At 69.4% G+C, this 25598-nt stretch carries 24 protein-coding genes; 17 read left to right on the forward strand and 7 right to left on the reverse strand.

All coding sequences use genetic code 11. From position 1 onward, the window contains the following. The 3 genes from G579_RS16645 to G579_RS18265 form a co-directional block, all read left to right on the forward strand. Positions 1-415 (forward strand): globin domain-containing protein (locus G579_RS16645; protein WP_038017879.1); only part of this gene is annotated, 415 nt, incomplete at its 5' end. Positions 416-426: 11 nt separating this feature from the next. Next, positions 427-1389 carry an FAD-binding oxidoreductase gene (locus G579_RS0108395; protein ID WP_028989863.1) on the forward strand — a complete coding sequence of 321 codons (963 nt, stop codon included), beginning with the start codon at positions 427-429 and terminating at the stop codon, positions 1387-1389. Between the two features lie 45 nt (positions 1390-1434). Next, positions 1435-1905 carry a hypothetical protein gene (locus G579_RS18265; protein ID WP_051181209.1) on the forward strand — a complete coding sequence of 157 codons (471 nt, stop codon included), beginning with the start codon at positions 1435-1437 and terminating at the stop codon, positions 1903-1905. A 174-nt stretch (positions 1906-2079) separates the two neighbouring features. Here G579_RS18265 and G579_RS0108405 read toward each other — a convergent pair whose 3' ends face one another. Genes G579_RS0108405 through G579_RS0108415 form a run of 3 tightly spaced genes read right to left on the reverse strand, consistent with a single transcriptional unit; the run spans position 2080 to position 4249 of the window. Then, positions 2080-3150, reverse strand: coding sequence for a cytochrome-c peroxidase (locus G579_RS0108405; RefSeq protein ID WP_038019025.1), 1071 nt, complete (start codon positions 3148-3150; stop codon positions 2080-2082). A 45-nt stretch (positions 3151-3195) separates the two neighbouring features. Further along, the gene (locus G579_RS18270; protein WP_155989782.1) at positions 3196-3756 is read right to left on the reverse strand and encodes a hypothetical protein; all 561 of its coding nucleotides are present in this window, start codon (positions 3754-3756) and stop codon (positions 3196-3198) included. Next, positions 3746-4249 carry an RNA polymerase sigma factor gene (locus tag G579_RS0108415; protein ID WP_028989831.1) on the reverse strand — a complete coding sequence of 168 codons (504 nt, stop codon included), beginning with the start codon at positions 4247-4249 and terminating at the stop codon, positions 3746-3748. Before G579_RS0108415 ends, G579_RS18270 begins: the two co-directional genes overlap by 11 nt. 164 nt (positions 4250-4413) lie before the next feature. Between G579_RS0108415 and G579_RS0108420 the strand changes: the two genes are divergently transcribed. The 6 genes from G579_RS0108420 (at position 4414) to G579_RS0108445 (ending at position 8527) form a co-directional block, all read left to right on the forward strand. Next, positions 4414-5376, forward strand: a complete 963-nt coding sequence (locus tag G579_RS0108420; protein ID WP_211218691.1) for a TerC family protein — start codon at positions 4414-4416, stop codon at positions 5374-5376. Between the two features lie 43 nt (positions 5377-5419). Next, positions 5420-5767, forward strand: coding sequence for a metalloregulator ArsR/SmtB family transcription factor (locus G579_RS0108425; RefSeq protein ID WP_028989833.1), 348 nt, complete (start codon positions 5420-5422; stop codon positions 5765-5767). A 99-nt stretch (positions 5768-5866) separates the two neighbouring features. Continuing rightward, positions 5867-7165: an arsenic transporter gene (locus G579_RS0108430; protein ID WP_155989783.1), complete on the forward strand. Its 1299-nt coding sequence runs from the start codon at positions 5867-5869 to the stop codon at positions 7163-7165. An 87-nt stretch (positions 7166-7252) separates the two neighbouring features. Beyond that, the gene (arsC, locus tag G579_RS0108435; RefSeq protein ID WP_028989835.1) at positions 7253-7690 is read left to right on the forward strand and encodes an arsenate reductase (thioredoxin); all 438 of its coding nucleotides are present in this window, start codon (positions 7253-7255) and stop codon (positions 7688-7690) included. Next, a complete protein-coding gene (locus G579_RS0108440) occupies positions 7687-8157 on the forward strand; it encodes a VOC family protein (RefSeq protein ID WP_028989836.1) in 471 nt (156 codons plus the stop codon). The genes arsC and G579_RS0108440 overlap by 4 nt, the downstream gene beginning before the upstream one ends. A gap of 100 nt (positions 8158-8257) precedes the next feature. Next, a complete protein-coding gene (locus G579_RS0108445) occupies positions 8258-8527 on the forward strand; it encodes a late competence development ComFB family protein (RefSeq protein WP_211218692.1) in 270 nt (89 codons plus the stop codon). A gap of 25 nt (positions 8528-8552) precedes the next feature. On the opposite strand, the gene G579_RS0108450 is transcribed toward G579_RS0108445, so the two are convergent. From G579_RS0108450 to tldD, 4 genes are all read right to left on the reverse strand, one after another. Further along, a complete protein-coding gene (locus tag G579_RS0108450) occupies positions 8553-9311 on the reverse strand; it encodes a 4'-phosphopantetheinyl transferase family protein (protein ID WP_028989838.1) in 759 nt (252 codons plus the stop codon). 41 nt (positions 9312-9352) lie between these two features. Continuing rightward, a complete protein-coding gene (locus tag G579_RS16660) occupies positions 9353-13534 on the reverse strand; it encodes a non-ribosomal peptide synthetase (protein WP_051181214.1) in 4182 nt (1393 codons plus the stop codon). 1 nt (position 13535) lies between these two features. Next, positions 13536-15527, reverse strand: coding sequence for a non-ribosomal peptide synthetase (locus G579_RS16665; RefSeq protein WP_081662681.1), 1992 nt, complete (start codon positions 15525-15527; stop codon positions 13536-13538). Between the two features lie 407 nt (positions 15528-15934). After that, positions 15935-17383, reverse strand: a complete 1449-nt coding sequence (gene tldD / locus G579_RS0108465; protein ID WP_028989839.1) for a metalloprotease TldD — start codon at positions 17381-17383, stop codon at positions 15935-15937. A 418-nt stretch (positions 17384-17801) separates the two neighbouring features. Between tldD and G579_RS0108470 the strand changes: the two genes are divergently transcribed. Genes G579_RS0108470 through G579_RS16675 form a run of 8 tightly spaced genes read left to right on the forward strand, consistent with a single transcriptional unit; the run spans position 17802 to position 25578 of the window. Then, entirely contained in the window at positions 17802-19280 is a 1479-nt protein-coding gene (locus tag G579_RS0108470; RefSeq protein ID WP_211218693.1) for a PQQ-dependent sugar dehydrogenase, read from the forward strand. Between the two features lie 20 nt (positions 19281-19300). Beyond that, entirely contained in the window at positions 19301-19657 is a 357-nt protein-coding gene (locus G579_RS0108475; RefSeq protein WP_028989841.1) for a c-type cytochrome, read from the forward strand. Positions 19658-19691: 34 nt separating this feature from the next. After that, on the forward strand, positions 19692-20594 hold the full coding sequence (eboC, locus tag G579_RS0108480) for a UbiA-like protein EboC (RefSeq protein WP_038019030.1): 903 nt from the start codon (positions 19692-19694) through the stop codon (positions 20592-20594). A 9-nt stretch (positions 20595-20603) separates the two neighbouring features. Further along, positions 20604-21818 (forward strand): 3-dehydroquinate synthase, encoded by a 1215-nt coding sequence (locus tag G579_RS16670; RefSeq protein WP_038019032.1) that lies wholly within the window; start codon positions 20604-20606, stop codon positions 21816-21818. Further along, complete coding sequence (locus tag G579_RS0108490; protein ID WP_028989843.1) at positions 21788-22102, forward strand: hypothetical protein; 315 nt, start codon at positions 21788-21790, stop codon at positions 22100-22102. The genes G579_RS16670 and G579_RS0108490 overlap by 31 nt, the downstream gene beginning before the upstream one ends. Continuing rightward, positions 22102-22911, forward strand: a complete 810-nt coding sequence (locus G579_RS0108495) for a TatD family hydrolase (RefSeq protein WP_028989844.1) — start codon at positions 22102-22104, stop codon at positions 22909-22911. The genes G579_RS0108490 and G579_RS0108495 overlap by 1 nt, the downstream gene beginning before the upstream one ends. An 8-nt stretch (positions 22912-22919) precedes the next feature. Then, complete coding sequence (gene eboE, locus G579_RS0108500; protein WP_028989845.1) at positions 22920-24155, forward strand: metabolite traffic protein EboE; 1236 nt, start codon at positions 22920-22922, stop codon at positions 24153-24155. 10 nt (positions 24156-24165) lie between these two features. Further along, a complete protein-coding gene (locus G579_RS16675) occupies positions 24166-25578 on the forward strand; it encodes an alkaline phosphatase family protein (RefSeq protein ID WP_051181221.1) in 1413 nt (470 codons plus the stop codon). Positions 25579-25598 lie beyond the last annotated feature (20 nt).

The raw sequence follows: 25598 nt of genomic DNA on the forward strand, positions 1-25598 counted from the left end.
CATGAGCCTCAATCCCGCCCTGATCAGGGAAAGTTTTGCCGTGGTGGCGCCGCATGGCGTTGCCGTCACCGATTACTTCTACAACTACATGTTCAGCCACTACCCCGAGGTGCGCGCCATGTTCCCGGCGCAGATGGACGCGCAGAAGGAGCGCCTGCTCAACTCCATCGTGCAGATCGTGACCCACATCGACCAGCTCGACGCCCTGGTGCCGTATCTGCAGGAGCTGGGGGCGGGCCACAACAAGTACCACACCCAGCCCGAACACTATCCCATCGTCGGCGCCAGCCTGCTGGCGACCCTGGCGCATTTCGCCGGCCCCGCCTGGACCCCGGCAGTGGCCGAAGCCTGGAGCGCAGCCTACAACGTGGCAGCCCAGGTCATGATCGAGGCGGCAGAGCAGGCGGCCGCCTGAGGAGCCGGTTCATGTCCTATCGCATCACCGTCGAGCCGAGCGGGGTGTCCTTCACGGCCGAGGCCGGACAGACGGTGCTGGAGGCGGCGCTGGCCCACGGCGTCGCCCTGCAGCACGGCTGCGGCAACGGTTCCTGCGGCGACTGCAAGGGCACCGTGCTGGAAGGCCAGGGCGAGCAGGGCATCTACATGCCCCTGCTGCTCACTCCGGAGGAAAAGGCGGCCGGCGCGGCCATCCTCTGCAAGTTCAAGCCGACCAGCGACCTGTGCATTGCAGCGTCGGTGCACACTGAATCCTTCCAACACGCCGAGATCCGGCGCCTGCTCCGCCTGGGGCCGGACGTGATGGGGCTGTGGCTGCGGCCGGAAACCCCCTTCGCCTACAAGGCCGGGCAGTATGTGCAGGTGGAGGTGCCCGGCCATCCCGGCGTCATGCGCTCCTATTCCATCGCCAACCGGCCGGCGGACGACGGTACCCTGGAGTTCCACATCCGCCGGGCGCCGAACGGGCTTTTCAGCACGCAGCTTTTCGAGGCGCTGCAGCCCGGAGACCGCCTGCGCATCAGGGGTCCCATCGGCGAGTTCTTCTTGCGCGAGGATAGCCCACGCGACGTACTGTGTGTCGCCGCCAGCACTGGTTTCGCGCCCATCAAGGGCATCCTGGAAGAGGCTTTTTTCCGGGGTTTCGATCGGCGCATCCACTTCTTTTTCGGTGCGCGCCAGGAGCAGGATCTCTATCATCTCGACCTGCTGGCCGATTGGGCCAGGCGCTACCCTAACTTCCGGTTTACCACTGCCGTCGATACCGGCGGCACGCAGATGCTGCTGCCCACCGTGGACGAATGCGGGCCCTGGGGGCAGCACGAGGTCTATTTGTGCGGTTCGCCGGGTCTGATCAATGCCACGCTGGCGTTGCTGAAGACCTATGACACGCCGTCGGCCCAGATCCATTTCGACGCCTTTGCGCCGAGTTGATGCGTCCGACATGGTGTTCCACCTGACAGGGAGGAGTATAGCGCGATGAGCACCACGACGATGCACGCCACCACCGCAGCAGCATCCGCCAGACGCGCTGCGAGTGCCTTTCACTACGGAAATCTGGCGGCGGCCCTGATCCCAGGCTTCGGGGTGCTTTGGTTCGGCCTGTCCATGCTGACCTTTGCCGTGAACAGCCATCACCCGGATCCGCGGGTGCTGGATTTCAATCGCCGCGGCGCCCGCAACTTTTATCCGTTGATGGCCATCGCCCTGCTGTTCCTCGCCTCCGGCTTCGGCGGGTTTACGGGCGCGCTGGACGTCGCCAACGCTTTCAAACTGCTGGGCTTGGCCGAGTTTGGCCAGCACCTGCGGCAAGTGGCGGGACCGCTGGCCAACCAGATGCTGGACATCTGGATGCTTTTCATTCTGGTGATGTTGCCCCTCACCCTGCGGGATCTCTATGCCATCCGTAAGACGAAGTGGCAGGAGCTGCCGGTCGTCCACCCGGAGTGACTGACCCCGGATAGGATCGGTATCGAACGCCGACGGCGTCCGGAGCGGGGCCGGTTGCCATTCCCATAGTGATCCGGCAGCGGCTCCTGGCTTCCAGCCACCGGAGCAGGCAGGGCGCGCCACGCGTGGGCAGATCGGGTGAGGGCATGCCCCACCCGGCTGGTTCGCTGCGTGCTAGCGCTCGCGGAACGCCGCGCTCGGCAACACCGGCACGGTGGCGAAATTCTTCGGCAACGGTCCGGTCAGGCTGTCGAGGAAGGCGACGATGTTGTGCGCCTGCGCGTCCGACAATGTCTTGTTGAGCTGCACCTTGGCCATGATGCGCACCGCCGCGGGCAGGGTGGCCACCGAGCCGTCGTGGAAGTAGGGCGGGGTCATGGCGACGTTGCGCAGGATCGGCACCTTGAAAACGTAGAGATCCTTCTCGTCCTTGGTCACGTCGAAGCGGCCCTTGTCCACCTCCTTGCTGCCGGTGGCGCTCCAGTAGTTCTGGTGGACGCCGAATTTCTGATAGCTGGTGCCGCCGAGGCCCGGGCCGTTGTGGCAGCTGGCGCAGCCGACGCTGATGAAGTCGCGCAGGCCGGCCTTGGCCGTGGGCGAGAGGGCGCGGGTGTCGCCCCTCAGGAAGGCGTCGAAGGGCCCGGGCGTGACCAGGGTGCGCTCGTAGGCGCCGATGGCGGTGCCCCAGTTGTCCACGCTGTAGGGATCGGCGTCATTCGGGAAGGCGGCCTTGAACATGGGCTGATAGCCGGGGATGGCCTTGAGCCTGGCGACGGCCGCCTCGTTGTTGGGCAGGCCGAAGCTGGGCGGACCGATGAGGGACTTGGTGGCCTGGTCCTCCACCGACTTGCGGTCGCCGCGCCAGTGGGCCGAGACCACGCCCTGCAGGGCGGCGTTGAGGATGGTGGGCGAGTTGCGCGGGTTGACCTTGGCGTGGTTGCCGATGGCCTTGGCCAGCCCGTCGGTGCCGTAGAGCTGGGGCTTGTGGCACTTGGCGCAGCTCACGGTGCCGTCCACCGAGATGCGTGGGTCGAAGAAGAGCGCCCGGCCCAGGGCCACGCGCGCCGGCGTGACCGGGTTTTCCCGGGTGCCCATGTCCTTGGGCAAGGGCTTGAAGAGCTTTTGGGCTTGTTGCAGCAGGGCACGGTCGTCGTTGTCGGCGGCGGTCGCTTGGCTGGCGCCGGCGGCGAGCAGGAGCGTGGCGGCCAAGGCCGGCAGGGGGCGTGTCGGGATGCGTTTCGGCATGATGTGCTCCTTTGTCGAAGTGATTGGAAGTGATTGTCGGCGCTCTCAAAGCTTGAGTGCTGCTTGCACCCGGGCCAGGGCCAGAGGGTGGCGGGACAGCAGCAGCATGCTGCGGCCGGACGGCGCCGCCGCGAAGCGCCAATGATGGCGGAGCCAGCGGCCCTGGCCGGCGGCCTGGGGCAGGACGTGCTGGAAGATCAACACTTGCACATAGCCCAGCCGCTCCTGGAAGAGGCTCAGGTGCCAGGCGCGGTGGCCGTCCACGCGGCAGCTTTTGCAGAGCTGCAGGATGCCCGGCCAGGGAGCGGCGGCGGGCAGGCCCAGGGCGGCGCGCACAGGCGCCGGATCGGGCACCAGCATGCCGCGCAGGCCCGCTTCCTCGTCCACATGGCGGATGGCGGCGAGCACCAGCGGCGGGGTATGCAGATAGTCCCGGCCGAGCCAGCCGCCCAGGCTCAGGATCGCCAGGCCCGCTGTCCAGCCCAGGCCTTGGCGCAGGAAGGCGCGGCGCGGCAGCGGCGGCGCCGACAACGCCAGCGGCTGCTCCGGCAGCGGCAGCTCGCGCAAGAGGTTGCGCATGCGTGCGTCGAACGGGTCATCTGGCATTCGCGTCATCCGTGTCGTCCTCTCCAAGGGCCCGGCGCAGGGCTTGGCGCGCCCGGTGGAGCCGGCTCATCACCGTGCCGGCGGGAATGTCCAGAGCCGCGGCCAGTTGGGCGTAGTCCATGTCGGTCAGGTAATAGAGCACCAGGATCTCGCGGTGGGCGGGAGCGATGCGCTGCAGGGCGCGCACCAGATCAATGCGCGCATCCAGCGCCGGCAGTTCCGCCACCGCGCCGGCGCAGTCCGCCTCGTCCCAGGGCGCCCAAGGCTCGCGGCGCTGGCGCAGGGCGGCGCGGCACAGGATGCGGTAGAGCCAACCCTGCGCGGCCGCGGGCTGGCGCAACTGGGCGCGGGCGCGCCAGGCTTGGGCGAAGGTCTCCTGCACCAGGTCCTGCGCCAGTGTCCGTTCGCCCGTCAGCGCCCAGGCCGCCCGGTAGAGGAAGGCCTGGTACTGGCGGACCCAGTGTTCAAAGGATGTCTCGTCGCCGTTCGCCATGGGCCCTGTCCGTGATTGCTACTGTGAAAGAGGCGATTCGGGGCCGAAATATTCCCTGTCCGCCGATTTTCTAAAGATAGCAGGCGCCGGCGCGCGGCGGGCAGCACGTGCGGCTTGGCGAGGATCTATGCTCAGAGGGACGGAAGCAGGCAGGGGGAGCGATGATGGCGCAGACGGTCGGCAGCTGGTGGATGTGGCTCGGCTTCATGGTCTTCATCGTCGCCATGATCGCCGTGGACATCCTCGCCCTGCGCGCCCGCGGCGCGCATCGGGTGTCGGTACGCGAGGCCGCGGGCTGGTCCGTGTTCTGGATCCTGTTGGCGCTCGCCTTTGCCGCGCTGCTCTGGTGGTATCTGCTCGGTAGCGCCGGGCGGTCGGTGGCCGACCAGAAGACGCTGGAATACCTGACCGGCTACCTGATCGAGAAGGCGCTGGGCGTCGACAACCTCTTCGTGTTCCTGATGATCTTCAGCTATTTCGCCGTGCCGCCCGAGTATCAGCAGCGCGTGCTGCTCTATGGCGTGCTGGGCGCCATCGTCATGCGCGCCGTGATGATCGTGGGCGGTGCTCTGCTGATCGCCCGCTACCACTGGATTTTGTACCTGTTCGGCGCCTTCCTGCTGCTGACCGGCCTGCGCATGCTCTTCTTCGCCCGCCGCGCGCCGGATCTGAGCAGGAATCCCCTGCTCAAATGGATGCGGCGCCACCTGCGCGTCACCGCCGATTATCAGGGGGAGCGCTTCATCGTGCGCCGCGACGGCGTCCGCTGCGTGACGCCGCTCCTGCTGGTGCTGGTGCTCATCGAGGTCACCGATCTGGTTTTCGCCGTGGACAGCATTCCCGCCATCTTCGCGGTCACGACCGATCCCTTCATCGTCTTCACTTCCAACATTTTCGCCATCCTCGGCCTGCGGGCCATGTACTTCCTGCTGGCCGACATGGCCGAGCGCTTCCGCTTGCTCAAGTACGGCCTGGGCCTGGTGCTCGCCTTCATCGGGGCGAAGATGCTGGCGGCGCCGTGGTTCAAGGTGCCGGTGGGCTGGGCGCTGGCGGTGACGGGGATCATTCTCGGCGTGACGGTGCTGGCGAGCTTCGCCGTGTCGGCGCGGCGCCCGGCGGCCCATTGATGCGATTTGACAGATATATGCTGAAGCGAATATAGTCGCGCCCATGCTGACGGCCGTGGACTTCTTCAAGCAGCTCGCCGACGAGACCCGCTTGCGCATCCTGCACCTCTTGCAGGCGGAGGGCGAGCTCTGCGTCTGCGAGCTGACCGATGCCCTGGGCCTGGCGCAGCCGAAGATCTCGCGCCACCTGGCCAGCCTGCGCGAGCACGGCCTGGTGCTGGACAGCCGACGCGGCACCTGGGCCTTTTACCGCCTGCATCCGGACCTGCCCGCCTGGGCGCGGCAGGTGCTGCAGGATACCCTGGCCGGGCACGCGGTCCAGCCCGACTGGGAGGCCGACTTGGCGCGCTTGCGCCGCCACCCGGAGCGCCCGCAGGCGTGCGGCCTCTGAGTCGTTTTTTCGACGCAATATATCTGCTTGAACGCATATAAGGAGAACAAGATGTCGCCCTGCACCCAGCCCGCCGCCGTTGCCAGCGTGGTTTAGGCCATGCTGTTCGCCTTCCTGATCTTCGTCGCCACCCTGGTGCTGGTGATCTGGCAGCCGCGCGGATTGGGCATCGGCTGGAGCGCGTTGCTGGGCGCGGCTGCGGCCGGGCTGGCCGGGGTCATCGGCTGGAGCGACATCCCCGTGGTCTGGGACATCGTCTGGAACGCCACCTTCACCTTCGTGGCCCTGATCGTCATTTCGCTGATCCTGGACGAGGCCGGCTTCTTCCACTGGGCCGCCCTGCACGTGGCCCGCTGGGGCGGGGGGCGGGGCCATCTGCTCTTTCCGCTCATCATCCTGCTGGGCGCGGCGGTGGCGGCCTTCTTCGCCAACGACGGCGCCGCGCTGATCCTCACGCCGATCGTCATGGAGATGCTGCTGGCCCTCGGCTTCGGACCCGGCGCGACCCTGGCCTTCGTCATGGCCACCGGCTTCGTGGCCGACAGCACCAGCCTGCCCTTCGTGGTGTCCAATCTGGTGAACATCGTGTCGGCTGACTTCTTCGGCATTCCCTTCGATCGCTACGCCCGGGTCATGGTCCCGGTGAATCTGGTGGCGCTCGCCGCCACCCTGGTGGTGCTCTGGCTCTACTTCCGGCGGGAAATCCCCGGCCGCTACAGCCTGACCGACCTGCCGGCGCCGGCCAGCGCCATCCGCGATCCGCTGGTCTTCCGCCTGAGCTGGCCGATCCTGGGCCTGCTGCTGCTCGGCTACTTCGTCACCGGTCCCCTGGGCGTGCCGGTGTCGCTCATGGCCGGCTCGGGAGCGCTGGTGCTGCTGGCGGTGGCGGGGCGCTGGTGGAACGGCGGCGCAAGCGGGGTGATCCCGGTGCGCAAGGTGCTGCGCGAGGCGCCCTGGCAGGTGGTGCTCTTCAGCCTCGGCATGTACCTGGTGGTCTACGGCCTGCGCAACCAGGGCCTGACGGCGCAGTTGAGCGAAATCCTGGCCTGGCTCGGCCAGCACGGCCAGGTGGCGGCGACGGTGGGCACCGGCTTCCTCTTCGCCTTTCTGTCCTCGGTCATGAACAACATGCCGACGGTGCTGGTCGGCGCCATCGCCATCGCCGATGCCCAGGGGCTGAGCGAGGGGGTGCGCCAAGCGATGATCTACGCCAACGTCATCGGCAGCGACCTCGGCCCCAAGATCACCCCCATCGGCAGCCTGGCGACGCTTTTGTGGCTGCACGTGCTGGCGCGCAAGGGACTGCAAATTGGTTGGGGCACCTACATGCGCGTCGGCCTGGTGCTGACGCCGCCGGTGCTTTTGGTCACTTTGCTGGGATTGGCGGGGGTTTTGTAGGGCGTTGAGCGGAGGCGCCAGTTTGGGATTTCAGAGAATAGGAGCGGGCGCAGCCCGTTCCTTACGACTTCGACCCAGGAGCACGATATGACCCACGATAAACCCTGCATCCTCTTCCTCTGCACCGGCAACTCCTGCCGTTCCCAGATGGCCGAAGGCTGGGCCAGGCATCTGGGCGGCGGGGCGGTGGTGGCGGAATCCGCCGGCATCGAGGCTCACGGCAAGAACCCGCGCGCCATCGCGGTGATGGCGGAGGCGGGGGTGGACATCTCCGGCCAGGAATCAACCCGCGTCACCGACGCCATGATCCGGCGCGCCAACGTGGTGGTGACCGTGTGCGGCCACGCCGACGAGCACTGTCCGGTGCTGCCGCCCGATGTGGAGAAGATCCACTGGCCCCTGGAGGACCCGGCCAAGGCCACCGGCAGCGAGGAGGAGATCATGGCCAAGTTCCGCGCCACCCGTGACGAGGTGCGGACGCGGGTCGGCGAACTCCTGCGGCAGATCCAGGGCCTGCAGGGATGAGCGGGGCGCTGGTGCCCACCGCGGCCGAATTCCACCTCAGCCTGCGGGTGGCCGATCTGGCCTCCAGCACCGCCTTCTATACGGCCTTCCTGGGTGTCGAGCCCAAGGACCGCACCGCGCGCTACAGCACCTTCATCGCGCCGGCCCTGCGGCTCAACCTGGTGCTGCTGGTGAATGACCGGGGCGAAGCGCTGGACACCTACAGCCTCTATCACCTGGGCCTGGGGGTGGCGGACCGGGCGGCGGTGATCGAGAGCTACCGGCAGGCGCAGGCACTGGGCGTGGAGATCGTCAAGCCGCCGCGCACCACCTGGCGCGGCACGCCCCTGCACGAGCTGTGGCTGAAGGACCCGTCCGGCTACCTGATCGAGATTTACGCCCGGCTGACGCCGGAGGAACTGGCCGCCATGCCGGCGGATCAGGAACCCGTCTTTCTGGTCCCGGGCACGGCGCCCGCCGGTGGATGAGGCCCAGGACCGCCGTTCGCCCCTGGCGGGCCTGCCGGCGCGCGGCTATCTTCACAGGCAGCCGCCCACGTCGGCGGCGTGGATGCCGGGGAGGGAAGTCGTGACTTTCGAAGCGATTCACAACTACTACGAACACCTGGTCTTCCGGAAGATCGCGGAAGCGGCCGCCGTGGAGGATGCGAATTTCCTGGAGGACGTGGCCTGCGTCGCTCTCAACCACCTGCCGCCGCGCTACGTGCGCCAGTCCATCGACCTGCTCTTCTACATGAGCTCGGACGAGTACGCGGAGATGCTGCGCCGGGTCGACGAGGCGGTCGAGAACGCCATTGCCTTCGTGCAGGCCCACCGGAAGCGGCAAGGGAAGGGTTAGCCGGGACTCAATCGGGGCGATCGGGTCAGGCGGACGCATCCGCCAGCGGCGACTGCCAGCAGCACAGTCCCCAGCCGCTGCCTTCCACCGCCAATGCGGCGGCGTAGCCGGGGCCGGGCGTCAGTTCCTGCAGGGTCCAGCGGCCGGCATCCGCCGGATCGGGGCGGGTCCGGAGCAGGCGGGCCGCTTCGCCGGGGGCGAGGGCGACGTCGAAGTGATCCAGGCCGAGGTGCAGTCCGCCGCCGCGCGCCTTCAGGTAGGCTTCCTTGCAGGTCCAGCCCTTGAAGAAGCCGGTTTTTTGCGCGGCCGCCGGCAGACGGCGCAGGGCAGCCACTTCCCAAGGCGAGAAGAACTCCGCGGCGATTTGCAGGCAGTCGAAGTTGGGACGCATGTACTCCACGTCCACGCCCACCTCCCGGGCCTGTGTCACGGCCAGCAGCGCGAGACCATGGGAGTGGGACAGGTTGAAGCGCAGCGGGTGCGGGCGGCGGGACGTCGTCAGCGCGGGCTTGCCCTGGGCGCCGTAGCAAAAGCGCAGCTGTCGCGGCGCCTGCTCCAGATAGCGGCCGAGGACCACCCGCAACAGGCCGCGGGCGGTGATGAACTCCTGCCGCGGCCGCGGCGAGTGGAAGCGCGCGGCCCGCTGCCGCTCGTCGTCGCTGAGGGTCTGGTACAAGTCCTGCACCGTGGTGTCGTCTAGCCCCAGGGGCAGACGCCAGACGTGCACCATGTCCGCATCCAGCTTCAAGATCGCCGGCGGCGCAGCCCAGGCCTGCGCTGGCACGCTCGCCGGCTCCGGCCCGGGGCGCCACGTTCCTTCTCCATTCACGACTCCGCCTCGTGGAGGGAGTACAGGGACGGGCAAGACTCTTCCGGGGCGGTCGCGTCCTCGGCCTGGGCCAGGCAGTCCGTCAGCGCCTGCGCCAGGATGCCCACGTTGGGCTCCTTCAGTAGGGTGGAGTGTTTGCCGGGAATGGTGCGCACCGTCACGCCGCTTTGTGCCAGCCGGCTCCAGCCCAGCTGCGGGTCGCAGCGGTAGGCCAGCGCGTCTTTGCGCGTGCGGAACAGGGTCACGTGGCCGGGGAAGGCTTTGGGCACATAGTCCATCAGCGTGTCCGAGTGGGTCTTCACGAAGCGGCGGCGGTGCTCCGGCAGTTCGAAGATCCACTCGCCGGCGGATTTTTCGAACTGGTGCTGCATGTCGTACTCGCCGGGCGCCTCGAGTCCACACCATTGGCGCGTTTTCTTGGCCAGGCGCGGCATCAGGCCTTTCACCCACTTCCACTGCATGGCGTTGAAGATACCGTAGAGCAGGTTCAGGTCGCGCGCCGCATGGCGGTAGCCGGTGATGCGCACCGGATTGGTGTCGATGACGCCGAGCATGGCGATGCGCTCGCCCTGGGCGTGCAGCTGACGGGCCATCTCGAAGGCCACCGCGCCGCCCGAGGAAAAGCCCAGGAGCAGGTAAGGACCCTGGGGCTGGACGGCGCGCATCTCCTCGATGTAGCGGGCCGCCATGGTCTCGATGGGCTGCGTGGCCAGCTGCACGTGCGCCGGATCGGTGGCCTCGAAGCCGTAGATGGGCTGATCGGGGTCCAGATGCCGCGCCAGATCCACGTACCACAGCACGCTGCCGTCGATGGGATGGATGCAGAAGAGCGGCCGCTTGCCGCCGTGCGGCCGGATCTCCACCAGATGCCCGTGGCGCGCCGCAGTTTCCATCTGCCGCACGAGGCCAGCCAGGTGCTCGATGGTGGCGCCCTTGAACAGGGTGGCCAGCGGCAGGCGCTTGCCGAACTGCTTGTCGATGCGGGCGAAGAGGCGCACCGCCAGCAGCGAGTGGCCGCCCAGTTCGAAGAAATTGTCGCGCACGCCCACCGGCTTGACGCCCAGCAGCTCTTCCCAGATCTCGGCCAATTGCCGCTCCACCGCATCGCACGGGGCGAGGAAGCCTTCCTCGCGGGCATCGAGTGCGTCGCCGGGCGCGGGCAAGGCCTTGCGGTCCACCTTGCCGCTGGGGGTGAGCGGGAAGGTGGCCAGCACCACGAAGGCGGCCGGCACCATGTACTCCGGCAGCCGCTCCTGCAGGAAGGCGCGCAGCTCGCCGGCGGCGGGGGCATTGCCGGGATCTTCGGCCAAGACGTAGGCCGCCAGCCGCCGGCGGCCGGGCTGGTCCTCGCGCACCGTCACCAGGGCGGTACGTACGGCCGGATGCTGGCTCAGCACCGCCTCGATCTCGCCGAGCTCGATGCGGAAGCCGCGGATCTTCACCTGATGGTCGATGCGGCCGAGGAATTCGATGTTGCCGTCCGGCAGGTAGCGCGCCAGATCGCCGGTTTTGTACAGACGGCCGCCCGGCTGGAAGGGATCGGGCAGGAAGCGCTCGGCGCTCAGCTCGGGGCGGTTGAGATAGCCGCGCGCCAGCACCGGCCCGCCGATGTAGAGCTCGCCCGGGATGCCGATGGGCACCGGCTGCCGCCGGCCGTCCAGCAGGTAGATGCGGCAGTTGGCGATGGGCCGGCCGATGGGCGGCAGCCGCGGCCAGTCGGCGGGCGGCCCCGCCAGGGTGTGTGCGGTGACCACGTGGCTTTCGGACGGGCCGTACTGGTTCTGCAGGATGCAGCCGTCCAGCCGCTCGAACAGGCGCTGGACGGCGCCGGTAACCTGGAGCTGTTCGCCGGCGGTGACCACCTCGCGCAGGCTGGTGGGCAGGATGCCGCTTTCCTCGATGACTTCGGCCAGATGCTCCAGGGCGACGAAGGGCAGGAACAGGCGGGCGACGCGGTGCTCCTTCAGGGTCTGCGCCAGCGCCCACATGTCGCGGCGGGTGTCCTCCGGAATCAGCACCAGGGTGCCGCCCGCGCACCAGGTGGAAAAGATCTCCTGGAAGGAGACGTCGAAGCTCAGCGAGGCGAACTGCAGGGTCTTGGCGCCGCGGGGCAGGGTGGAGTTGCGCACCTGCCAGGCGAGCAGATTCAGCAGCGGCCGCTGGCCCATGGCGACGCCCTTGGGCTGGCCGGTGGAGCCGGAGGTGTAGATGACGTAGGCCAGGTGCTCGGGCGTGACGGCCGGCTCGGGGTTGTGGGTCGGGGCCTGGGCGATGCGATCCCAGTCGCGGTCCAGGCACAGGGTCCGGGCCCCGTGCGCCGGCAGATCGGGCAGCAGCCGCGCCTGCGTCAGCAGCACCGGCGCGCCGGCGTCCTCCAGCATGTAGGCCAGGCGCTCGGGCGGGTAGCTGGGATCGAGCGGCACGTAGGCGGCGCCGGCCTTGAGCACGCCGAGCACGGCGACGAGCAGGTCCAGGGAGCGGGTCACGCAGATGCCGACGCGGTCGTCGGGCCCGATGCCGAGGCCCTGAAGGGTATGGGCCAGCTGGTTGGCGCGGCGGTTGAGCTCGGCGTAGCTCAGGCTCTCGCCCTGGAAGAGGGCGGCGGGCGCATCCGGCGTGCTCTGTGCCTGGGCCTCGAAGAGCTGGTGCAGGCAGCGCTCGGCCGGGTAGTCGGTCCGGGTGGCATTCCAATCGCCGAGCAGCCGCCGGCGCTCGGCGGCGGGCAGCAGCGGCAGTTCGTCCACCCGGTTCTGGGGCGCGGCCACGATGCCTTCCAGCAGGGTCTCGAAGTGGCTGACCAGGCGCACGATCGTGGCCTCGTCGAAGAGATCGCTGCTGTAGCCGAGCGACCCGCTCAAGCCCTCGGGCCGGTCGGTCATGGACAAGAGCAGGTCGAACTTGGCGGTGCCGCTGTCCACTTCCAGGGATTCGGTGCTCAGGCCGTGCAGGGCCAGGGGCTGCATGGGCGCGCTCTGCAGCACGAACATGACTTGGAAGAGCGGATTATGGCTCAGGCTGCGTTCCGGCTGCAGCACTTCCACCAGCTTTTCGAAGGGCAGGTCCTGGTGGGCGTAGGCGCCCAGCGTGCTCTCCTTGACCCGCGCCAGCAGCTGGCGGAAGGACAGCCCGCCGTCCAGGCGGGTGCGCAGGGCCAGGGTGTTCACGAAGAAGCCGATGAGCCCCTCCAGTTCTACCCGGCTGCGGTTGGCGATGGGCGAGCCGACGATGAGGTCCTCGGCGCCCGTGTAGCGAAACAGCAGGACGTTGAAGGCGGCCAGCAACACCATGAAGAGGGTGGCCCCCTCCTGCTGGCCGAGCGATTTGAGGGACTGGGTGAGCTGGGCGGACAGGCGGAAGCGGTACTCCGCCCCGCGATGGCTCTGCACCGCCGGCCGCGGCCGGTCGCTGGGCAACTGCAGCACGGGCAGCTTGCCGCCGAGCTGCTCCCGCCAGTAGGCGAGCTGCCGCTCGAGCTCGGGACCGCGCAGCCAGTCCTGCTGCCAGAGGGTGAAGTCGGCATATTGCAGCGGCAGCTCGGGCAGCGTGGGCTCCCGGCTCTGGGCGAAGGCATCGTAGCAGGCCGCCAGCTCCCGGTAGAACACGCCGGTGGACCAGCCGTCCGAAATGATGTGGTGCATGGTGAGCATCAGGATGTGCTCGTCGGTGCCCAGGCGCAGCAGGGCACAGCGCAGCAGCGGGCCGCGCTCCAGGTCGAAGGGCGTTTCGGCTTCGGCCCGGGCCAGGCGCCGGGCTTCGGCTTCGCGGGCGTCCGCCGGGAGCTGGCCGAGATCGGTGACGGGCAGGGGCAGGTCGAGGGCGGGCGCGATCACCTGCACCGGCTGGCCCACCGGCGCGGCGAAGGTGGTGCGCAGGGATTCATGGCGTTGCACCAGATGGCGCAGGGCACTTTCCAACGCCGGCAGATGCAGCGGGCCGCGCAGGCGGATGGCGATGGGAATGTTGTAGAAGGGGTTGCCGGGTTCGAGCTGGTCGATGAACCACAGGCGCTTTTGCGCGAAGGACAGCGGACAGGGCCCGGTGCCGCGATCGCGGCGCCGCGGCGCTTCGTCCGCGGGCGCTTCGGCCGCCGCGCGGGCCTCCTCTTCCGCCAGCAGCAGTGCCAGCAGCGCCCGCTTTTCGGGAGACAGCTCTCCATCCATATCGGCAAGGTCGATCATCTTAGACGCTCCTCTTCTTTTCCTGCAGCAGGGCGTTGATTTCGTCGTCCGAGAGGTGCTCCAGCTTCTTCATCAGTTCGGCCATGCGTCCGCTCTTGTCCGGCTTTTGACCGCGCAAGCCGGTAATCGTCTCCGCCAACCCGGCCACCGTGGGCGCCTCGAAGAGCTTGTGCAACGGCAGCTCGACCTGGAAGGCCGCGCGTACCCGGGCGGTGAGCTGTGTGGCCATGAGGGAGTGGCCGCCGAGCGCGAAGAAGTTGTCGCGCACGCCCACCTGTCCGGTCCCCAGCAGTTCGGCCCAGATCTGGGCCAACTGCTGCTCCACCGCATCGCGCGGCGCCACGAAATCCGTGCGTGCCTCCAAGGTGGCGTCCGGGGCGGGCAGCGCCTTGCGGTCCACCTTGCCGTTGGGCGAGAGGGGCAGAGCATCCAGGTGCACGAGCGCAGCCGGCACCATGTACTCCGGCAGCCGCTCCTGCAGGAAGGCGCGCAGCGCCGCGGCGGACGGCGCTGCGCCGTCGCAGGTGAAGTAGGCCGCCAGGCGCTTGCCGCCCGCCGGATCGTCCACGGCCAGCACCACGCAGTCGCGGACGGCGGGGTGGCGGACCAGGGTGCTTTCGATCTCGCCGGTCTCGATGCGGAAGCCGCGGATCTTCACCTGATGGTCGATGCGGCCGAGGAACTCGATGTTGCCGTCCGGCAGATAGCGTCCGCGGTCGCCGGTGCGGTACAGGCGGCCGCCCGGCTGGAAGGGATCGGGGAGATATTTCTCGGCATTGAGCTCGGGGCGGTTGAGGTACTCGCGCGCCACGCCGATGCCGCCGATATGGAGCTCGCCCGGCACGCCCACCGGCAGCGGCAGGCCCTGGGGATCCAGCACGTGGAAGCGCTGGTTGGCCAGGGGCTTGCCGTAAGGGATGCTGGTCCAGGCCGGGTCCACCGCATCGATGGGGTAGGCGATCGACCAGATGGAGGCTTCGGTGGCGCCGCCCAGGCTGATCACCCGCACGTTCGGCGCCAGGGCACGGGCGCGCGCCGGCAGGGATGGGGCGATCCAGTCGCCGCTCAAGAGCGCCAGGCGCAGTTGCGGCAACTGCACGTCGCGGCCGCTGCAGTGCTGCACCAGCATCTCCAGCAGGGGCGGCGCCGAGTTCCAGAAGGTGATCCGCTCGCGTTCCAGGCAGTCCAGCCAGGCGGCCGGGTCCGGCGTGTCCGAGGGCGGCGGCACGACCACCCGGGCGCCAGCGGCCAGGCCGCCGAAGATGTCGTAGACGGACAGGTCGAAGCTGAGCGACGACACCGCCAGGATGCGGTCGTCGGGCCCGACGCCGAAGAGCTGGTTGATGTCCAGCACGGTGTTCACCGCGCCCCGGTGTTCGATGGCGACGCCCTTGGGCTGGCCGGTGGAGCCTGAGGTGTAGATGACGTAGGCGAGCTGGTCGGGGGCGCAGGGCCGCGCGGGATCGTGCTCGGGCTGGCCGGCCAGGAGCGCGGGATCGTCCAGGCACTGGGTGGTCGGGCCCTGGGGCAGGCGGGCGCGCAGATGGCCGTGGGTGAGCAGCAGGCCGATGCCGGCATCGCGGCACATGAAGGCCAGGCGCTCGGGCGGGTAGCTGGGGTCGAGCGGCACGTAGGCGGCGCCGGCCTTGAGCACGCCGAGCACGGCGACGAGCAGGTCCACCGAGCGCGGCAGGCAGACGCCGACCCGGTCCTCGGGGCCGAGGCCCTGGGCCTGGAGGCGGTGGGCCAGCCGGTTGGCGCGGCGGTTGAGCTCGGCATAGTCCAGGCGCTGGTCGGCGCAGACCACGGCGGTGGCCGCCGGCGTGCGCCGGACCTGGGCCTCGAAAAGCTCATGCAGGCCACGGTCCAGCGGCGTTGCAGAGCGGTGTTGCTTGGTGCGGGCGGGAACTTCGTGATGGTTAGGGACAGAGCTTGCGTGCGGTGTCGCAATGGTGTTTGGGTCGGACTCCTGAGGGCGCAAACTCGATTCCATTCCTGATCTCTCCGCGGCAAGGGTGTCGTTTTTGTCGGGCGGGAGATGTGCGTGGGGAGCGGCACGCTGGCGCGGCCGGCTCGCGCACGAGCCGTGGATTCCCCGGAATACGGCATCCCCCCTGATTCAACCTGCTGCCAGCACGGCTGGCGACCGGCCTGGTGGACAGGAGCCGCTGCACGTTTTATCGGTGGCAGGTTTTTGGCGCTTGTGATCTGTGGCCAGTTCGTGCTTGCAATGATAGGCGGCTATCAGCGGCCGTGAAATCGACCGTAAGTAGCAGGTTGTAAGCCGGAGACGGGGTGCTGGGCGGAGGGGGAGAACGGTGAGCGGGCCGGTGGAAACGGCCCGGTGCATGATAAATCAGCGATGTTGGACTGGCCTGGCGGCAAGCGCCCGGCGCGGCGCTAGCCGCCCTGGGTGCCGCCCACAGTCAGGTCACGGATCTTCAGCGTCGGCTGGCCCACGCCCACCGGCACCCCCTGGCCTTCCTTGCCGCAGGTGCCCACGCCGCTGTCCAGGGACAGGTCGTTGCCCACCATCTCCACCCGGGTGAGCACGTCCGGCCCGTTGCCGATCAGCGTGGCGCCCTTGACCGGCCGCGTGACCTTGCCGTCCTCGATGAGATAGGCCTCGCTCGCCGAAAACACGAACTTGCCGCTGGTGATGTCCACCTGGCCGCCGCCGAAATTCACCGCGTAGAGCCCGCGCTTGACGCTCTTGATGATCTCGGCGGGATCATGGCTGCCGTTGCGCATGTAGGTGTTGGTCATGCGCGGCATGGGCAGGTGGGCGTAGGATTCGCGCCGGCCGTTGCCGGTGGGGGCCACGCCCATCAGGCGGGCGTTCAGGGTATCCTGCATGTAGCCCTTGAGGATGCCGTCCTCGATCAGCACGGTGCACTGGCTGGGCGTGCCCTCGTCATCGACGTTCAGGCTGCCGCGCCGGCCGGGCAGGGTGCCGTCGTCCACCACCGTCACGCCCGGGGCGGCCACCCGCTCGCCGACGCGCCCGGAAAAGGCGCTGGTGCCCTTGCGGTTGAAGTCCCCCTCCAGGCCGTGGCCGATGGCCTCGTGCAGCAGGATGCCGGGCCAGCCGGGGCCGAGCACCACGTCCATGGACCCGGCCGGCGCCTCGCCGGCGCCCAGGTTGACGATTGCCTGGCGCGCCGCCTCGCGGGCGTATTCGAGCGCGCGGTCGGCTTCCAGGAAGAACTCGTAGCCCGCCCGCGCGCCGCCGCCCGACGAGCCCTGCTCGCGGCGGCCGTTTTCCTCGGCGATGGCCACCACGCTCAGGCGCACCAGCGGACGCACGTCGGCGGCCATGCTGCCATCCAGGCGCGCCACCAGCACCGTCTCGAACTTGGCGGCCAGGCTCGCCATCACCTGGGTGATGCGCGGATCGTAGCGCTTGGCCTCGGCCTCCACCCGTTCCAGCAGGCGGATCTTGTCCTCGTCGGGCAGGGAGGCGAGCGGGTCCATGGGCTGGTAGAGCGCCAAGCCCTGGCGGCGCTGCCACATCGGCACCCGGCTCTCGGCGCCCTGGCGGCTGATGGCGCGCGCCGCCTCGGCGGCCTGGGTCAGGGCCGGCAGCACGATCTCGTCCGAGTAGGCGAAGCCCTGGCGCTCGCCGCTGATGGCGCGTACGCCCACCCCCTGCTCGATGGAATGGCTGCCCGACTTCACCTGCCCTTCCTCCAGGCTGAAGCCCTCGGTGCGGCTGTACTGGAAGTACAGATCGGCATCGTCCAGAGCGCGGTGGGAGAGGGCGGTGAAGACCTGTTCCAGGGCGGAATCGCTGATCTGCGCCGGTTCCAGGAGGGTGGCGCGGGCCAGTTCGAGAGCGGATGCGGTCATGGAAACTCCTGTGCAGGTGGTGTATGGCTGGAAGCCGGTTCCTCGATCGCGACGGTGGTATGCAGGCCAGGCGCGGCATTGACTGCGGCAATTACCGTGCTGCCCGTCCGGCGGCGTCGCATGCGAGCCGCGCACGCATCGAGGAAAGAGGGTCTAGCTTAGCACCGGTATGGTGGATCGGGAATCATTGCCGTTTTCGCGGGACCAAAGTTTGGACAATGTCGAAGCGATAAAATTTTGCCGGCGGCCCGATCCGTCCTTGTGCGGATAGGCATTTCCCCTCGGTATCTGATTTTATCTTTTTTCGCGCTACAGTCATGGCTGCGGCCGCACGCCGGCCGCCTGTAGCGCCTGCCGAGCACGCTCATCCCACGAGCACTTTGCCGACCGGCCACCCCGCGGGTGCCAAGGAGGCGCCGTGAGCTTGCAGTCCCTGCGCCGCTGGCGTGCGATATGTTTGCTCTTGCTGGGTGCAGCCGGCTTGCTGGCCCTGGCCGGCTGCTACGAAGTGCGCAAGTCCGCCGGCGGCGGGCAGACGGACTTTACGCCGCCTCGCGTCATCCGCGCCGCCGACGTGGCCGTGCCGCCCGGCTACCGGGTCGAGCCGGTGGCCACCGGGCTCACCTTTCCCAGCGCCGTGGTCTTCGACGACGCCAACCGGCTCTACGTGGTGGAGGCCGGCTATTCCTACGGCGAGGCCTGGGCCACCCCGCGGCTGCTGCGATTGGAGCCGGACGGCCGGCAAAGCGTGGTTGCGATCGGCAAGAATCCGCCCTGGACCGGCGTCAGCTTTCATCAGGGGGCCTTTTACATCGCCGAGGGGGGCCATCTCGGCCGCATCCTGCGCGTGACCCTGGACGGCCGGATCACGCCGCTGGCGGAGGGGCTGCCCAGCCTGGGCGATCACCACACCAACCGTCCGGTGGTCGGGCCTGACGGCTGGCTGTACTTCTCTCAGGGCACCGTCACCAACGCCGCCGTGGTCGGCCCGGACAACGCCGAGTTCGGCTGGCTCAAGCGCTATCCCGATTTTCACGACATCCCGTGCCGCGACGTGACGCTCGCGGGCCGCAATTTCGAAAGCGACAACCCGCTCACCGCCGACCCCGAAGATCGCGTGAGCACCGGCGCCTTCTCGTCCTTCGGCACCCGGACGGCTCCGGGGCAGGTGATCCGCGGCCGGGTGCCGTGCAGCGGGGCGATCATGCGCGTGTCCCTCGCCGGCGGCCAGCCGGAGCTGGTGGCCTGGGGGCTGCGCAACCCCTTCGGCCTGGCCTTCGCCCCGGACGGTCGGCTCTTCACCACCGAAAACGCCTTCGACAACCGCGGCAGCCGCCCGGTCTTCGCCGCTCCCGACGTGCTGTGGGCGGTGGTGCCGGGTACCTGGTACGGCTGGCCCGACTTCGCCGGCGGCATGCCCGTGATCGATCCGCGCTTCAAGCCGCGCGGCAAGGCGCAGCCACGGTTCCTGCTGGCCCGGCACCCCAACCGCCCGCCGCGGCCGGCCGCCCTTCTCGGCGTGCACTCCTCCTCCAACGGCCTCGATTTCTCCCGCAATCCCGCCTTCGGCTACGTGGGCCAGGCCTTCATCGCCCAATTCGGCGACATGGCCCCGAATGTGGACAAGGTGCTGCACCCGGTCGGCTTCAAGGTGGTCCGGGTGGACGTGAACAAGGGGGTGATCGAGGATTTCCTGGTCAACCGGGGCAAGCAGAACGGTCCCGCCTCGCGCATCGGCGGCGCGGGCATCGAGCGGCCGGTGGACGTGCGCTTCGACCAGGCCGGCACGGCGCTCTACGTGGTGGATTTCGGCGTCATGACCATGGGCCGGCACGGTCCCGAGCCGCGCCCGGGCACCGGCGTGCTGTGGCGGGTAGTGCGCGATGCCGGCCAGTGAGCGGCGGACAGGAGGCGCAGATGCGACGGAATCTTCTTGCAACGGCAGTCCTGCTGGGGCTGGCGCTGTTGCAGATCGGCTGTTCCACCGCGCGCCGGGGCGAGGCGCTCGGCATGCCGGTGGCCCTCGGCACCCCCGCCGAGGCGCGTGGCCAGCAGGTCTTCATGCAGCACTGCCAGCAATGTCACCCGGGCGGCGCCGGCGGCCTGGGCCCGGCGCTCAACGACAAGCCGCTGCCGGGCTTCATGATCCGCCTGCAGGTGCGCAACGGCCTGGGCGCCATGCCGGCCTTTTCGGAGCGGCAGATCGCGCCTGCCGAGCTGGACGACCTGATCGCCTATTTGAAGGCGCTGCGGCGGGCCGGGCGCGACGCATGACGGGCCGGACCGGACGGCGCGGGAACGGGGCTGGATGAAGCAGTCCGTGGGAGTGCGCGGGCCGGCGCGCCTGGCTTGGCGGCCTTACCTGCAACTGCTGCGCCTGCCGAATCTGCCGACGGCGGCCGCCGACGTGCTGGCCGGCTATGCGGTGGCGGGCCTGCCGGGCACCGGAGCGCTGCTCTGGCTGCTGCCCGCCGGTTTGGCGCTCTACGCCGGGGGCGTGGTGCTCAACGATGCCCATGATGCCGCGCTCGATGCCGTGGAGCGTCCCGAGCGGCCCATCCCCAGCGGCCAGATCGGCCGCGGCCGCGCCTTCGCCCTCGGCTACGCGCTGCTGGGGATCGGCGTGGCGGCCGCCTTTGCCGCGGGAAGCGTCAGCGGCCGGATCGCCATGCTCCTCGCCGCGGCGGTGCTGCTCTACGACGCCTGGAGCAAGCACCGGCCGCTGTGGGGCGCGCTCAACATGGGCGCCTGCCGGGGCCTCAACCTGCTGCTCGGGGTGAGCGCGGCACCCGCGCTGCTGGGCGAGCGCTGGCACCTGGCCCTGCTGCCGCTGGCCTACGTGGCCGCCATCACCGCCGTCAGCCGCGGCGAGGTGCACGGCGGCAGACGCGCCACCGGTGCGCTGGCGCTCGGACTTTTGTACGCGGTGCTCCTGGGTCTGCTGGCCATAGCCTGGAGCCCCGCCGTCAGCGGCTGGGCCCTGCTGCCCTTCCTGCTGCTCTTGATGTTCCGGGTGCTGCCGCCCTTCTGGCGCGCCTATCTGCAGCCGCAGCCGGGCCCCATCCGGCGGGCCGTGCAGGCCGGGGTGCTGTCGCTGATCGTGCTGGATGCGGCCATTGCCGCCGGCCATGGCGGGTTGCTCTACGGCTTGGCGCTGCTGGCCCTGCTGCCCTTGTCCCTGCTGGCGGCCCGCACCTTTGCGGTGACCTGAGGAGCTTTTATGCACGTCATTCGGCAAGAGATCCAAGTCACCTTCAGCTACGCCGTCTACGGCACCGCCGATCTGTTCGCGCCGGGCAATCCGCTGCTGCGCGACGTGGTGGCCGCCGACGCGGCGGAGCTGCCCAAAAAGCTGCTCTTCGTCGTGGATCGCGGCGTGCAGCGCCACCATCCGCAGCTCCTGCGCGCCATCGCGGACTACTGCCGCGCCCACGCCGATGCCCTTGCCTTGGCCCGTGCGCCGCTGCTGGCGGAGGGCGGCGAGGCGGCCAAGAACGATGCGCGCCAGGTGACGGCCGTGCTCGAGGCCATCCACGCCGCCGGCCTGTGCCGGCACGCCTACGTGGTGGCCGTGGGCGGCGGGGCGGTGCTCGATGCCGTCGGCTACGCGGCCGCCACCGCGCACCGCGGGGTGCGGCTGATCCGCGTGCCCACCACGGTGCTGGCCCAGTGCGATGCGGCGGTAGGCGTGAAAAACGGCATCAACGCCTTCGGCAAGAAGAATTTCCTCGGCACCTTCGCGCCGCCCTGCGCGGTGATCAACGACGCCGGCTTTCTGCACACCCTGTCCGCGCGCGACTGGCGGGCGGGCATGGCCGAGGCGGTGAAGGTGGCCCTGCTCAAGGATCCGGTCTTCTTCGCCTATCTGGAGCAGCACGCGACGGATCTGGCGGCGCGCGACATGCGCGCCATGGAAAAACTGATCCGCCGCTGCGCCGAGCTGCATCTGGAGCACATCGCCGGCAACGGCGACCCCTTCGAGCTCGGCTCCTCGCGGCCGTTGGACCACGGCCACTGGTCCGCCCACAAGCTGGAGCAGTTGAGCGGCTACGCCCTGCGCCACGGCGAGGCGGTGGCCATCGGCATCGCCCTCGACGCCACCTACGCCCACCTTTCCGGCGCCCTGAGCCTGCGTGCCTGGCGGCGCATCCTGCACCTGCTCGCCGCCCTGGGCTTCGCCCTCTGGACCCCCGAGCTGGGCCGCCATCTGGACGCACCCATGCATCCGCAGAGCATCTTCGCCGGCTTGGCCGAATTCCGCGAGCACCTGGGCGGCCGGCTCACCATCACGCTGCTGCAGGACATCGGTCGGCCCTTCGAGGTGCACGAGATGGACTTCAAGCTGCTCGCCGACGCCACCGCCCTGCTGCACGCCAGCCACACCGACCTGCAAGGAGGCAACGCATGGATTTCCAAGCTGGCACATGCCCGCTGACCCGCCGGCAACTGGCGGACACCTATTTCATCGAGAACCGCACCCGCATCCTGGAGATCGCCGCTTTCCTGGACCGCCTGGATCGCGCCGCCGACGGCAGCGGCGACGAAGACTTCCGCATCCAGGCCCTGCGCGAGGCCCTGCGGGCGCTGAGCAGCCCGACGCCCGGCCGCGTGCAGGCCATCCAGATGCTATTCAGCGATCCGGACCTGTCGCTGCTGGACATGCTCGACCAGAAGAGCGCCGACGGGGCCCCCGCGCCGCGCCGCTCGGGGGTGGCGTGATGGACTACATCGACATGCACGCCCACATGGTGTCGCGCACCACCGACGACTACCAGCGCATGGCCATGGCCGGCTGCGTGGCCGTGACCGAGCCGGCCTTCTGGCCCGGCTTCGACCGCCGCTCGGCGGACGGCTTCGAGGACTACTTCGAGCAGCTCACCGACTTCGAGCCCAGGCGCGCCGCGCGCCACGGCATCCGCCACTACACCTGGCTCTGCCTCAACCCCAAGGAGGGCGAGGACCGTGCCCTGGCGCGCGAGGTGCTGCGCCGCATTCCCGCCTATCTGGAGCGCCCCAGCGTGCTCGGCATCGGCGAGATCGGCCTCAACCGCGTCACCCGCAACGAGCTGGCCACCTTCAAGGACCACCTCGACCTCGCCGTGGCCCACGACCAGCTCATCCTCATCCACACCCCGCACCTGGAGGACAAGTACAAGGGCACGGCGGTCATCATCGAGACCCTGCTGGCCGACCCGCGCATCCAGCCCGGCCGGGTGCTGATCGATCACGCCGAGGAGCACACCATCGGCATGATCCTCGACAACGGCTTCTGGTGCGGCATCACCCTCTATCCGCAGACCAAGGCCTCGCCCGAGCGCGCCGCCGACATGATCGAGCTGCACGGCCCCGAGCGCGTCTGCGTCAACTCGGCCTGCGACTGGGGCAGCAGCGACCCGCTGGCGGTGCCCGCCTTCATCCTGGAGATGCGCCGGCGCGGCCATGGCGATGCCCTGATCCGCCAAGTGGTCCACGGCAATCCCGCCGCCTTCCTGAGCCAGACTCCCAAGTTCCGGCTCGACGGACAGTGAGGCAGCGTATGCAGATCGGCGCCGCGCACCTGACCTACTGCAGCAACATCCACCCCGGCAGCGGCTGGGACACGGTCTTCGCCAACCTGCGCGCGCACGTGCCCCGGCTCAAGGCCCGCCTCGCCCCGCAGGCTCCCTTCGGGCTGGGCCTGCGCCTGTCCAGCCGCGAGAGCGAGGAGCTGCTCGCCGCCGGCCGCCTGGCGCAGTTCCAGGATTTCCTGCAGGAACACGGTCTCTACGTCTTCACCCTGAACGGCTTTCCCTACGGCGCCTTCCACGGCCAGGCGGTCAAGGCGGCGGTCTTCGCTCCCGACTGGCGCGACCCGGCGCGGCGCGACTATACCCTGCGGCTGGCCGCGATCCTGGCGGCGCTGCTGCCCGACGGCGTGGAAGGCGGCATCTCCACCGTGCCGCTGTCCTACAAGCCGTGGCTGGCGGGCGCCGGCGAGGAGGCCTGGCTGGCCATGGTCCGCCATCTGGTGGAGATCACGACGGCGCTGGCGCGGGAGCGCGAGCGCAGCGGCCGGCTCATCCACCTGGACCTCGAGCCGGAGCCGGACGGCCTGCTGGAGCACAGCCGCGAGGTGCTGCGCTTCTATCAGGATTGGCTGCTGCCCCACGGCGGCCGGCTGCTGGCCGAGCGCCTGGGCGTCACCCGCGACGCCGCCCGCGACCTGCTCCTGCAGCACATCCAGGTCTGCCTCGATGCCTGCCACCTGGCGGTCGAGTACGAGGACCCCCTGGCTGCCCTGGCGCGCTTCGCGCTGGCCGGCATCCGCGTCGGCAAGGCGCAGCTCAGCGCCGCCCTGCGCGTGCCCCTGCCCGCCGACCGGCAGCGGCGCGCGCGCATCGCCCGGCAGCTGGCCCCCTTCGCCGAATCCACCTACCTGCACCAAGTGATCGAGGAACGGGCGGACGGCACCCTGCGCCACTACCCGGACCTGGGCGCGGCGCTGCCCGCCATCCATGCGCCCGCCGCCCGCCAGTGGCGCATCCATTTCCACGTGCCCGTCTTCCTGGCGCGCTACGGGCTCTTCCACTCCACCCGCGAAGCGCTGCAGCGGCTGCTGGCCTGCCAGCAGCGCACCGCCTTCACCCGGCACCTGGAAATCGAGACCTACACCTGGGACGTCCTGCCCCCGGCCCTCAAGCTGGACCTGAGCGACTCCATCGAGCGCGAATACCGCTGGGTGCTCGGCGTCCTGCAGGCGCCGCACGGGCTGGCGGTGCCGGCCGCCTCCTGAGGCCATCACCATGCGCAAGACCGTCGTCCTCAATGTCGTCGGCCTCAGCCCCCGGCTCCTGGGGCCGGCCACCCCGCGCCTCAGCGCCTGGGCCCGGCAGGGGCGGGTGGCCACGGTACAGGCCGTGACGCCCGCCGTGACCTGCGCCGCCCAGGCCACCTATCTCACCGGCGTCTACCCGGATGCGCACGGCATCGTCGGCAACGGCTGGTATTTCCGCGACGAGGCCGAGGTGAAGTTCTGGCGCCAGTCCAACCGCCTCGTGCAGGCGCCCAAGCTCTGGGAGCGGGCGCGCGTCCTCGATCCCGACTTCACCTGCGCCAATCTCTTCTGGTGGTACAACATGCACTCGTCCGTGGACTACAGCGTCACCCCGCGGCCCATGTACCCGGCGGACGGCCGCAAGATCCCGGACCTCTACACCCAGCCCGCCGGCCTGCGCGACATGCTGCAGCAGCAACTGGGCCGCTTCCCGCTCTTCGACTTCTGGGGCCCGAAGAGCTCCATCCGCTCCAGCCGCTGGATCGCCGACGCCGCCCTGTGGGTGGACCGCCACTGCAATCCCACCCTGAGCCTCGTCTACCTGCCGCACCTGGACTACGCCTTGCAACGCCGGGGTCCCGACAGCGAGGCCGTCGCCGATGACCTGCGCGCCATCGACGCCGTCTGCGGCGACCTGATCGAGCACTTCGAGGCCCAGGGCACCCAGGTCATCGTGCTCTCGGAATACGGCATCACGCCCGTTTCCCGGCCCATCCACCTCAACCGCATCCTGCGCGAGCACGGCCTTGTGGCCGTGCGCGAGGAACTGGGGCGGGAGCTCCTGGATGCCGGCGCGAGCGCCGCCTTCGCCGTCGCCGACCACCAGATCGCCCACGTCTACCTCAATGAACCCGAGCGCCTGGACCAAGTGCAGCGCCTGCTGGAGGCCACCCCCGGCGTCGAGCGCATCCTCGACCAGGCCGGCAAGCAGAACGCCCGCCTGAATCATCCTCGCGCCGGCGACCTGGTCGCCATCGCCGCGCCCGATGCCTGGTTCACCTACTACTACTGGCTGGACGACCGGCACGCCCCCGACTTCGCCCGCACCGTGGACATCCACCGCAAGCCCGGCTACGACCCGGCGGAACTCTTCCTCGACCCCGACCTGCGCTTTCCGCGGCTCAAGATCGGCCTGAAGCTCGCCCGCAAGGCCCTGGGCATGCGCTATCTCATGGACGTGATCCCGCTCGACGCCAGCCTCGTCAAGGGCTCCCACGGCCGCCCCACCGACCAGGCCGAAGACGGCCCCCTCTTCATGACCCGCCAAGCGGAGCTGCTGGAAGCCGACCACATCCCCACGCACGCCGTGCACGACCTGCTCCTGGCGCATCTGGGCGCGGTTGCTGGGATAGGGCAGGGGAGGCGGGTGCGGAGCGGCTGAGGCGGTCCTCGCCAGCGGAC

The organism is Thermithiobacillus tepidarius DSM 3134, from assembly GCF_000423825.1.
In the GTDB taxonomy this organism is placed as follows: Bacteria; Pseudomonadota; Gammaproteobacteria; order Acidithiobacillales; family Thermithiobacillaceae; genus Thermithiobacillus; species Thermithiobacillus tepidarius.